This window comes from Amycolatopsis suaedae, assembly GCF_004214935.1.
Classification (GTDB): Bacteria; Actinomycetota; Actinomycetes; order Mycobacteriales; family Pseudonocardiaceae; genus Amycolatopsis; species Amycolatopsis suaedae.
In genome coordinates this window covers 52,268-62,992 of record NZ_SFCC01000025.1, presented here as the reverse complement: position 1 = coordinate 62,992, position 10,725 = coordinate 52,268, and the positions used below count along the sequence as shown (strand labels likewise).

Below are 10,725 nucleotides of genomic sequence, written 5' to 3'. Positions count from 1 at the left end.
AATCCACGACGGCTTCTTCTCAATCGGCGTCTGACTGTTACGAACCTCCAGCCGCAACAACTTCCGCCCGTCCGGGGATGCACTCACGCGGTTCACACTACGCCGACCGGCCGATCACGTCAGACTCACCGAGGGTCGGGCGTGATTCCCGTCATCGTGGCGCTGAGCTGGTACAAGCCGGCGCCGGTCGCAGGGTCGAGCGCGCTGCGGAGCGGGCGTACGGCGACGGGGTAGCCGCGGGCGCCGCCGAGGCGGTGCGGGCCGATGTAGTCGCCGCCGCGGACCTGCGGGGCGGTCGCCGCGTAGAGCTGGGGGAGTGTGCCCATCCGCGTGCCCTGGGCGAACAGCAGCTCGCCCGCCTTGTTGCCCGCCGCGAGTACGGCCCGGATCACCGGGTGGCGGTAGGAACTCGCCATCCCGGAGCCGAGGCCGGTCGACGTGTAGCCGGGGTGGGCGGCGACGCTGATCACCTCGTCCCCCGCGGCCCGCAGCCTGCGGTCCAGTTCCAGGGCGAACACCTGGTTGGCCAGCTTCGACTGCCCGTAGGCGGTGGTGGGGAGGTACCGCCGGCGTTCGTAGTTGGGGTCGTCGAGGTCGATCCGGCCGGCGTGGGCGGCCACGCTCGACACCGTGACGACCCGCGCGTCCTTGCCACCACGCAGAGCGGGCATGAGCAGCCAGGTCAGGGCGGCGTGGCCGAGATGGTTGGTGCCGAACTGGGTCTCGAACCCGTCGACGGTGCGTCCCCTGGGCACCATCATCAGTCCGGCGTTGTTGACCAGGACGTCGAGCCGGTCGCCAGTGCTCGCGCGGACGGTCTCCGCCGCGGCGCGGACCGAGGCGAGGTCGGCCAGGTCAAGGGAGACGAGCTCCGGCTCCGCGCCGACGGCGGCGGCCCGGACAGTCGTCAGTGCGGTGCGGCCGCGTTCGGCCGAGCGGCAGGCCAGCAGGATTCGTGCTCCCTTGCCGGCCAGCACGGTGGCCGTGCGCAGCCCCAGACCGGAGTTGGCACCGGTGACCAGCACGGTGCGGTCCGTCTGGTCGGGAATGTCGTCTTCGGTCCAGAAGTCCATGTCGTACAGCTAACCGGGGTCAGGTGCTGGGGGCCAGCCGCCGCCAGAGGGCGGCCGCGGTGCAGCGGCGGGGCGCCGGTGCGGGCGTCGCGCGCAGCAGGCTTTCCAGTGCCGCGCCGACGCGGGAGGCGTCGACGGCGGGCTCGGCGGGGCCGGTCAGCTGGGCGGCGTCGGCGAGCATGCGCCGCTCGTTCTCCAGCGCCGGTGCCAGCGCCTCGGGGTGACGGCGCGCGCCGGCGTCGAGCACCGCGTACAGCGTGCCGTGCTCGGCGACGGTGGCCTGCCAGGCCGTGCGGACGGCGTCCAGCGCGTCGTCGGCGTCGCACAGCTCGGTCCGCACGCGGCCGCCGAGCAGCAGGCTCCAGCGGTAGTGCAGCGCCAGCAGTGCCGACGGCTCGTCCCGGAAGTACGCCACGGCGCCCGGCACGTCCTCCAGTCGCAGCGGCGCGTGCGGATCACGCTCGGCGTTGCGCAGGAGTGCGGCCAGGATGTCTCGCCTTCGGTAGAAGTCGCCCCAGCTCATCGTGATCCCCTCTCGTGACCGTCGTCATACCGCGGGTTTGCGGCATACTCTCGGTATGGACCAGATGGGGCAGACCATATCACGATTGCTTTAAGCTGCGGCGGTGCCGACATTGCGGTCAAGGCGGGAAGACTATTCGGAGTCCACACGGACTGCGCTGGTCAACAGTGCCACGGATCTGTTCACCAAACGCGGTTACGCCGGTACCTCGCTCGACGAGGTGGCCAAACGCGCACGGGTGACCAAGGGTGCTCTCTATCACCATTTCAGCGGCAAGCAGGCGTTGTTCGAAGCGGTGTTCGACGAGGTGGAGACTCAGGTGCGGGCGCCGCTGGAGGCGATTCGCCGGGGGCCGCTGCCGCCGTGGGAACGGGCGCTGACGGCGCTGCGGATGTTCATCGACCAGTGCCAGGAGCCGACCTACCAGCGCATCGTCATCCACGAGGCCCCGGTCGTGATGGGCTGGGAACGGTGGCGGGAGGCCGAGGACCACTTCAGCTTCGGCCTGGTCCGCGGCTGCCTGGAGGACCTGGTCGAGGCCGGTGAGGTGGACGAGGTCCCGATCGAGACCACCGCGCGGCTGCTGTTCGGCGCGTTGTCGTCGGCGGCGATGATGATCGCGGCGTCCTCGGAGCCGAAGGCGGTCGGCGCGGAGGTGGAGCTGGTTCTGGTCACGCTGCTGTCCAGCATCCGTAAGGCTGAGAGGCCGCGCGGATAGGGGCGTGGATCAGCGGGCGGTGTCCAGGTGTGCGAGATCCAAGGCGGAGGGCAGGGCTCGTACTGGACCGTACTCGCCTGCCCGACAACGCAGGAGATCGCCCGCCTGGGCGGCGCCCGCCCACGTCCCTATCCGCGCGGCCTCTTAGGGTCACTGGTGTGGAACTGAGGATCTTCACCGAGCCCCAGCAGGGGGCCAGCTACGACGACCTGTTGCGGGTGGCCAAGGCCACCGAGGACGCGGGCTTCGACGCGTTCTTCCGCTCCGACCACTACCTGAAGATGGGATCGGCGTCCGGCGAGCCCGGCCCCACCGACGCCTGGATCACCCTGGCCGGTCTCGCGCGGGAGACCTCGCGGATCCGGCTCGGAACGCTGGTCACCGCCGCGACGTTCCGGCACCCCTCGGCGCTGGCGATCTCCGTCGCGCAGGTCGACCAGATGTCCGGCGGCCGGGTCGAGTTCGGCCTCGGCGCGGGCTGGTTCGCCGACGAGCACACCGCCTACGGCATCCCGCTGCCGGAGATCAAGGAGCGGTTCGACCGCTACGGCGAGCAGCTGGCGATCGTCACCGGCCTGTGGGAGACACCGGAGGGACAGACGTTCTCCTACGAAGGCCAGTACTACACGCTGTCCGCCGCGCCCGCCCTGCCCAAGCCCGCGCAGCGGCCCCGGCCGCCGGTGATCATCGGCGGTACCGGCAAGAAGCGCACGCCCGCGCTGGCGGCCCGCTACGCCGACGAGTTCAACCTGCCGTTCGCCGACATCGACACGTTCGTCACGCAGTACCAGCGGGTGAGCGCGGCGGCGACCGAGATCGGCAGGGACCCGGCGGAGATCGTGCCGTCGGTCGCGCAGGTGGCGGTCGTCGGCCGCGACGACGCCGAGTTCACCCGGCGTGCCGCGGCCATCGGCAGGGAGCCGGACGAGCTACGCCGCAACGGCCTCGCCGGCAGCCCCGCCGAGGTGGTCGACAAGCTCGGCCAGTGGCAGGACAAGGCCGGGGTGAACCGCGTCTACCTGCAGGTGCTCGACCTGTCCGACCTCGACCACGTCGAGCTGATCGCGGCCGAGGTCATGGCGAAACTCAGCTGAGCGCTGTGCTGAATTGCCCTCTCTTCGTTCGGGCGCGGTCGGGCCCCCTGAGTCGGCCCGACCGTGTGGCGGGTCAGCTGAGCGCGAACGTGACACCGGGTGCCGACGGAGCGGCGGCCTCCGGGCGGGGGATCCAGCGGTCCTCCCGTACCGGCAGGTCGCCCTCCAGCGCGGCCAGCACCGCGTCCCGGGTGGCGGGCAGGACCTCGTCGACCGTGACCTTCCTGCCCAGCTCCACCGACAGCGAGGTGACCCCCGCGTCACGGATGCCGCACGGGACGATCTTGTCGAACGCCCGCAGGTCGGCGTCGCAGTTCAGCTCGAAGCCGTGCATGGTCACGCCACGCTGCACGCGGATCCCGATCGCGGCGATCTTGCGCTCCTGACCGCGGTCGTCGGCGGGCAGCCACACCCCGCTGCGGCCCTCGACCCTGCCGACCGGCAGGTCGTAGCTCTCGCACACCGTGATCAGGGCTTCCTCGACGCGGCGGACGTACTGCACGACGTCGATCGGGTCGGCGAGCTTGACGATGGGGTAGCCGACCAGCTGGCCGGGACCGTGCCAGGTGATCTTGCCGCCGCGGTCGACGTCGATCACCGGGGTGCCGTCGGCCGGGCGGTCCGCGGGCTCGGTGCGCTTGCCCGCCGTGTACACCGAGGGGTGCTCCAGCAGGAGCATGGTGTCCGGGGCGGTGCCGTCCGCGCGGGCGTGGGCGTACTCGCGTTGCAGTTCCCACGCGGCGCGGTAGTCGATGGTTCCGATCTCCCGCACGTCCACCGGATCGGCGGTGGCACGGCAGGACGCGGTCGCATTGGTGGTCACGTCCACAGAGGCTACTCCGGCTTGGCCGGAAGCAACTTCAGCGCCACCGCCGCGACCAGACCGACGCCACCCACGGCGAACACCGCGCCGACGGTGTCGGTCAGCCAGTGCACGGTCAGCACGATCCGGCAGGCCGCGGCCAGCACCGTCGCCGCCACCGCGATCAGCACGGCCCGTCGCAGCAGGTGGGGCGCCAGCCACACGGCGACCAGCACGGCCACGAACGCGGTACTGGCCACCGACACGACGTGCCCGCTCGGGTAACTCAGGTCCGGGTAGTCGCGCGGGCGGTCGCGTTCGAACAGCGGCTTGAACACGATGCTGGTCAGCCTGCACAGCGTCAGCACGATGGTGAGCCGCACCAGCAGCCACGCCCGGGGCCGGTCGCCACGCCGGTAGCTCCACGCGGCGAACACCAGCAGCGTGATGCCCAGCGTCACCGGCAGGACCGGGCCGAGCACGTCGCTGAGGATCTGCGCGGTCCAGCCGAGCGGCCGGGCGAACTCGCCGTGGAAGGCTCCGGCCGCGAGCACGTCCAGCCCCCACGGTTGCACCCGCACCGCGATGCCGAGTGTGGTGAACGCCACCAGCAGCAGGACGCCGAACAGGACCCAGCGGGTCCGCAGGGCGCGGGTCACAGTTCGTCCGCCAGCGCGGCGTCCAGTTCCGTGTGGGTGAACCGGAAACCCGCACCCCGCAGCACCTCGGGAACGGCACGCTGGCTCACCAGCGCCATCTCGTCGGCCTGCTCGCCGAGTGCGACGCGCAACGCGGGCCCGGGCACCCACCACGGCGCCGGACGGCCCAGCGCCCTGGCGAACGCCCTGGTGAACTCAGCGTTGGTGACCGGCGTCGGCGCGGTCAGGTTGACCGGGCCGGACACCTTCGCGTGGGTGAGGGCGAACTCCAGCGCCGCCACCTCGTCGGTCAGGCTGATCCACGGCATGAACTGTTTGCCGTCGCCCAGCCTGCCGCCCAGCCCGAGCAGGAACAGCGGCTTCAACGTGCCGAGCAGGCCACCGGCGCCGCTGATCACCAGGCCGGTGCGGGCGAGCACCACCCGGGCACCAGCCTTGGCCGCCGGCGCGGTGGCGGCCTCCCAGCGCGCGGCCAGCCCGGCGAGGAAGCCCTCGCCGTTCGGGGCGGTCTCGTCGACGACCGTCGAGCCGGTGTCGCCGTAGAACCCGACGGCGGACGCGTTGACCAGCACGGGAATTCCGTGCTCGGCGACGGCGTCGGCCAGCACCTCGGTCGGTTCGACGCGGCTGTCGACGATCATCTGCTTGCGGGCCGCGCTCCAGCGCAGCCCCATCGGCGCGCCGCCGACGTTGATCACCGCGTCCACCCCGTCGAACGCCCCGGGCTCGATCCGGCCCGCGGGCGGGTCCCAGTTGCGCTCGTCGGGGCCGCGGGTCTCCCTGCGCACCAGCCGGCGCACCTCGTGGCCGTTGGCCGTCAGCGACCTGGCCAGGGTGGCGCCGATCAATCCGGACGATCCGGCGAGTAGTACGCGCATGCCACGATCGTGGCGTACGGCGTCCACGCGTGCACCCTCAGGTGCGGAGCTGGCCCGCGACGTCCGCCGCGGCGGCCAGCAGCACCAGGGTCGGCACGGTGGCGACCGGGCGCAGCCGGTAGCTGCCCCGCCCGTCCTGCTCGACGATTCCCGCGCTGGTCAGCGCCTTGAGGTGGTGATAGAGCTGGCCGGTGGATCCGAGCCCGGCCGCGGTCTGCAGGTCGGCGGCGGGCCGGCTGCCGTTCTCGGCCAGCTCGCGGACGATGGCCGTCCGCACCGGGTGGGCCAGCGCCGCCAGCACCTCGACCCGCGGCGCGTCGTCCAGTCCGAGCACGGCGGCGGGGTGGAGGGCGATGTCCCAGGCCAGTTCGGCCGGCCGCTCCAGCCTGCCGCTGTAGGTGATGTGCCCGGCCCCCTCGGGCGCGGCGGCCGGGGTCGCCGGCGCCTCGAGGGCGGCCACCCGCCGTTCCAGGTCCGCGACGCGGTCACGCAGGTCGTCTGGCATGCCGCACAGCATGCCCGGTCAGTGGCCGAGTGCGCGGGCCAGGTCGGCGAGGCGTTCCGGCCGTGACAGGACCTCCAGGCACAGCTCACCGAGCGCGGCGGAGTTGCCCATGTCCGCCTCGGTGACGCCGTGCAGCAGCAGCACCAGGACGCCGGTCCGGCCGTCGCGCCAGCGCACGGTCATGGCCATGTTCAACGTCCTCGGCAGCGAGCCGCCCTTGAAACCGACGGCCACCGCCCCGGGCGGCAGCTTCCCGGCCAGCGACCGTTCCAGGTGCCCGCGCAGTACCGGCAGCGCGCCGGGCACCGGGTAGCTCCCGGTGGCGATCGACCGGTGCAGGGCGAACAGGTCCGCCGCGGTGCCCTTCGCGTGCTCGCGGGCCGACGGCCACTGCTCGTCGGGTGTCTTGGGCATGCCCGGGATGCGGGACACGACGTGCTGCCGGAACGCCTGGTCGCGGATGAACCGCAGGGCCAGCCGGTCGCCGACGCGGCGGCGCAGCGCGGCCGGTGCGCCGGCCGGGGCCGCCAGCTCGGGCAGCACCAGCTGGAGGATCTCGCCCTGGAACGACCGGGTGTCCGGCCGGTGCCAGCCGCCGCGGGCCGCCGCACGGTGCAGCGCGGACTCGCCGAGGCGCCTGCGCAGGTAGTCCGGGGCGGCGTTGTCGCTGAAGTCGATCATGGCCGCGGCGAGGGTGTCCAGGCTGACCGTCCGGTCCGGGTCCAGTGCGGTGCCCAGGTCGCCGTACGGAATGCCCAGTGCGGTGAGGGCTTGCAGGTGCGCACCGCCGTCGCCGACGTAGGGGTAGTGGTTGTCCCAGTCGCCCAGCCGGACCGGCTCGGCCGGGTCGAGCCTGCCCTCGGCGACGGCCGTGGCGTAGGCGGCGAGGTGGACGACCTTGACGGTGGACGCCAGCAGGTGCGGGACATGCTCGCGGTGGGCCAGGGTGCCCGCGCCGGTGTCGGCGAGGGCGGCGACCTGGCCGCGGTGGGCCGCGATCCAGTCCAGCCAGCCGCGTGGGGCGGCCGCGCGGGCGGCCGTGGGCACGAGCGTGGCGGCGCCCGCGGCCGCTGCGGCCCCGAGCACCTGTCGGCGGGTGAGCGCCATGAAGTCCTCCCTCTGTTATTCCGGAATTCCAGAATAACAGAGGTGGTTCAGCGGTGCCCTAAAACACGTGAAGGCCACCTTCACTACGTGAGACGCAATGAAGGTGGCCTTCACGTGCTGTGAGCTACAGGCCGAGCTCGTCCTCGAAGTTGCCCTCCTCGAGGCGCTGCTTGATCGTGGTGACGAACCGGCCGGCGTCGGCACCGTCGACCAGGCGGTGGTCGTAGGTCAGCGGCAGGTACGCCATCGACCGGATGGCGATGGTGTCGTTGCCGTCGGCGTCGCTGATCACCACCGGCCGCTTGACCACGGCGCCCGTGCCGAGCATGCCAGACTGCGGCTGGACGATGATCGGCGTGTCGAACAGCGCGCCGTTGCTGCCGATGTTGGTCACGGTGAACGTGCCACCGGTCAGCTCGTCCGGCTTGATCCTGTTGCTACGGGCCCGCGCGGCCAGGTCGGCGATCTTGTGCGCCAGCCCGGCCAGGTTCAGCTCACCCGCGTCGTGGATGACCACCGACAGCAGACCCTTGTCGGTGTCCACCGCGATACCCAGGTGCACGGCACCGTGGTAGGTGATCTCCTTCGTCTCCTCGTTGTAGGAGGCGTTGACGTTCGGGTGCTGCTTGAGCGCCTCCACCGTGGCCTTGGCGAAGAACGGCAGGAACGTGAGGTTGATGCCCTCCCGCTCGCGGAACGCCGCCTTCGCCCGCTGCCGCAGCTGGGCGATCTTGGTGACGTCGACCTCGTGCACCTGGGTCAGCTGCGCCGAGACCTGCAGCGACTCCTTGGTCTTCGTCGCCGTGATCTGCCGGATGCGGTTGGCCTTCTGGACGGTGCCGCGCAGCGCCGACTTGTCGGCCGCCGGAGCCGGCGCGCTCGGCGCGGAGGCAGCCGGGGCGGACGGTGCGGCGGGGGCCGGGGCCTGCTTCTGCTTCGCCTCGACCGCGGCCAGGACGTCCTGCTTGCGGATCCGCCCGCCGACGCCGCTGCCGTTCAGCGACGCCAGGTCGATGTCGTGCTCGGAAGCCAGCTTGCGCACCAGCGGCGTGACGTACGGCGTGCTGCCGGACGACTCCTGCTTCGGCTCGGGCTTCGGCTGCGGCGGCGCCTCCTGCCGGGGCGCGGGCTGCGGCGCGGGCTCGGGCTTCGGTTCCGGCTTCGGCTCGGGCTTGGGCTCCTCGCGCGGGGCCTCCTGCTTGGGCTCCGGCTGCGGGGCAGGCGCCTGCTGCTGGGCGGGCGCCGCACCGGCGGCGCCGATCACCGCGAGCTGGCCACCGACCTCGACGGTCTCGTCCTCGCCCGCGCTGATCTCCAGGACCGTGCCGGCGACCGGCGACGGGACCTCGGTGTCGACCTTGTCGGTGGAGATCTCCAGCAGCGGCTCGTCCACCTCGACGGTGTCGCCGACCTGCTTGAGCCAGCGGGTGACCGTGCCCTCGGTGACGCTCTCACCCAGCTCCGGCAGGGTCACCGGGGTGCCCTGCGCGGACCCGCCACCCGACGGGGCGCTGGGAGCGGGCTGCTCCGCACGCTGCTCGGGCTCGGGCTCGGGTTCCGGCTGCGGCTCGGGCTGCTGCTCGGCCTGCGCCGGCTGCTCGGGCGCGGCGGCCTGCTCGCCACCGCCCGACCCGTCGTCGATCACCGCGAGTTCGCCGCCGACCTCGACGGTCTCGTCCTCCTGGGCGACGATTCGCTGCACGGTGCCGGCAACCGGGGACGGGACCTCGGTGTCGACCTTGTCGGTGGAGATCTCCAGTAGCGGCTCGTCCACTTCGACACGGTCACCCTCCTGCTTCAACCACCGGGTGACGGTGCCCTCCGTGACGCTCTCGCCGAGCTCCGGCAATGTGACGGAGTACGCCATCGTTCGCTGACTCCCTTGAAAGTGTGCTGGTTTGTCTGTTGGTGCCGTGGACGTCAGCTGTGGACGTGCAGTGGCTTGCCGGCCAGGGCAAGGTGTGCTTCGCCGAGGGCTTCGGTCTGCGTCGGGTGCGCGTGGATGAGCGGGGCGACGTCCTCCGGGAACGCCTCCCAGTTGTAGATCAGCTGTGCCTCGCCGATCAGCTCACCGACGCGGTCGCCGACGAGATGCAGGCCGACGACCGGCCCGTCCGGCGCCTTCACGAGCTTGATCGCGCCGGAAGTCTTGAGAATCTGGCTCTTGCCGTTGCCGCCGAGGTCGTAGGTGAAGGTGACCACGTCCGAACCGTACTTGTCCTTGGCCTGCGCCTCGGTGAGGCCGACCGAGGCGACCTCGGGGTGCGAGTAGGTGACCCGGGGGATGCCTGCCTCGTCGATCGCGCGCGGGGCGAGCCCGGCGATCTCCTCGGCAACGAAGATGCCCTGGGCGAACCCGCGGTGCGCGAGCTGCAGGCCGGGGACGATGTCGCCGACGGCGTAGACGTTCGGCAGGTTGGTGCGCAGCCGGTCGTCGGTCAGCACGAACCCGCGGTCCATGGTGACGCCCGCCTCCTCGTAGCCGTGGCCCGCGGTGTTGGGACCGCGGCCGACGGCGACCAGGAGCAGGTCGGCCTCCAGCGTCTCGCCGGACTCCAGCGACACGCTCACGCCGTTGTCGTCCTGCTTGGCGCCGGTGAACTTCACGCCGGTCTTGAACGCGATCTTGCGGCGGCGGAAGGCCCGCTCCAGCTGCTTGGACGCGAACTCGTCCTCGGCGGGGACCAGCCGGGGCAGCGCCTCGACGATCGTCACCTCGGTGCCGAACGAGGCCCACACGCTGGCGAACTCGACGCCGATCACGCCGCCACCGAGCACGACGGCCTTCTTCGGCACGTAGTCCAGGGCCAGTGCCTGCTCGCTGGCGATGATGCGGCCACCGAGTTCCAGCCCGGGCAGCGTCCGCGAGTACGAGCCGGTCGCCAGGATGACGTTCTTGCCGGTGTAGCGGGTGCCCTCCACCTCGACGGTGGTGCCGCCGACGAACGTGCCGCTGCCCTCGACGAGGTTGACCTTGTGCGACTTCGCCAGCCCCTGCAGGCCCTTGTACAGGCGCGAGATGATCGCGTCCTTGTACTTGTTGACCCCGGCGATGTCCACGCCGTCGAACGTGGTCTTCACGCCGAACTGCTCGCCGTCGCGCGCCGTGTCGGCGACCTCCGCCGCGTGCAGGAGGGCCTTGGTGGGGATGCAGCCGCGGTGCAGGCAGGTCCCACCGAGCTTGTCCTTCTCGATCAGGGTGACGGAGAGGCCCAGCTCGGCCGCGCGGAACGCGGCGGCGTAGCCGCCCGAGCCGCCACCAAGGATCACGAGGTCGGCGGAGGTGTCGGTCACGTTCATAACTCCTCGGGAGCTCGGTGATAGTGCTCGCTTCGCTCGCGCGCGCGAGTGTGCACACGCGCGACT

11 protein-coding genes are annotated in these 10,725 nt (G+C 71.8%); 2 read left to right on the top strand and 9 right to left on the bottom strand.

Going from position 1 to position 10,725, the window contains the following annotated elements; genetic code table 11:
• Window positions 1-125 precede the first annotated feature (125 nt).
• Together EWH70_RS34575 and EWH70_RS34570 are read right to left on the bottom strand one after the other, a co-directional pair.
• A complete protein-coding gene (locus EWH70_RS34575; RefSeq protein WP_130479814.1) occupies window positions 126-1,073 on the bottom strand; it encodes an oxidoreductase in 948 nt (315 codons plus the stop codon).
• 19 nt (window positions 1,074-1,092) lie between these two features.
• On the bottom strand, window positions 1,093-1,596 hold the full coding sequence (locus EWH70_RS34570; RefSeq protein WP_130479813.1) for a hypothetical protein: 504 nt from the start codon (window positions 1,594-1,596) through the stop codon (window positions 1,093-1,095).
• A gap of 112 nt (window positions 1,597-1,708) precedes the next feature.
• Between EWH70_RS34570 and EWH70_RS34565 the strand changes: the two genes are divergently transcribed.
• Both EWH70_RS34565 and EWH70_RS34560 read left to right on the top strand, forming a co-directional pair.
• Window positions 1,709-2,314: a TetR/AcrR family transcriptional regulator gene (locus EWH70_RS34565; RefSeq protein WP_130479820.1), complete on the top strand. Its 606-nt coding sequence runs from the start codon at window positions 1,709-1,711 to the stop codon at window positions 2,312-2,314.
• Between the two features lie 158 nt (window positions 2,315-2,472).
• Window positions 2,473-3,408, top strand: a complete 936-nt coding sequence (locus EWH70_RS34560; protein WP_130479812.1) for an LLM class F420-dependent oxidoreductase — start codon at window positions 2,473-2,475, stop codon at window positions 3,406-3,408.
• Window positions 3,409-3,481: 73 nt separating this feature from the next.
• Here the strand turns inward: EWH70_RS34560 and lipB are convergent, their stop codons facing one another.
• From lipB to lpdA, 7 genes are all read right to left on the bottom strand, one after another.
• The gene (gene lipB / locus EWH70_RS34555) at window positions 3,482-4,231 is read right to left on the bottom strand and encodes a lipoyl(octanoyl) transferase LipB (RefSeq protein WP_130479811.1); all 750 of its coding nucleotides are present in this window, start codon (window positions 4,229-4,231) and stop codon (window positions 3,482-3,484) included.
• 11 nt (window positions 4,232-4,242) lie between these two features.
• Window positions 4,243-4,869 (bottom strand): phosphatase PAP2 family protein, encoded by a 627-nt coding sequence (locus EWH70_RS34550; RefSeq protein WP_130479810.1) that lies wholly within the window; start codon window positions 4,867-4,869, stop codon window positions 4,243-4,245.
• A complete protein-coding gene (locus EWH70_RS34545) occupies window positions 4,866-5,747 on the bottom strand; it encodes a TIGR01777 family oxidoreductase (protein ID WP_130479809.1) in 882 nt (293 codons plus the stop codon). The genes EWH70_RS34550 and EWH70_RS34545 overlap by 4 nt, the downstream gene beginning before the upstream one ends.
• A gap of 37 nt (window positions 5,748-5,784) precedes the next feature.
• On the bottom strand, window positions 5,785-6,252 hold the full coding sequence (locus EWH70_RS34540; RefSeq protein WP_130479808.1) for an ArsR/SmtB family transcription factor: 468 nt from the start codon (window positions 6,250-6,252) through the stop codon (window positions 5,785-5,787).
• An 18-nt stretch (window positions 6,253-6,270) separates the two neighbouring features.
• Window positions 6,271-7,359 carry a serine hydrolase gene (locus EWH70_RS34535; protein ID WP_130479807.1) on the bottom strand — a complete coding sequence of 363 codons (1,089 nt, stop codon included), beginning with the start codon at window positions 7,357-7,359 and terminating at the stop codon, window positions 6,271-6,273.
• 124 nt (window positions 7,360-7,483) lie between these two features.
• On the bottom strand, window positions 7,484-9,226 hold the full coding sequence (sucB, locus tag EWH70_RS34530) for a 2-oxoglutarate dehydrogenase, E2 component, dihydrolipoamide succinyltransferase (protein ID WP_130479806.1): 1,743 nt from the start codon (window positions 9,224-9,226) through the stop codon (window positions 7,484-7,486).
• A gap of 53 nt (window positions 9,227-9,279) precedes the next feature.
• Entirely contained in the window at window positions 9,280-10,653 is a 1,374-nt protein-coding gene (gene lpdA, locus EWH70_RS34525) for a dihydrolipoyl dehydrogenase (protein WP_130479805.1), read from the bottom strand.
• Window positions 10,654-10,725: the final 72 nt, after the last annotated feature.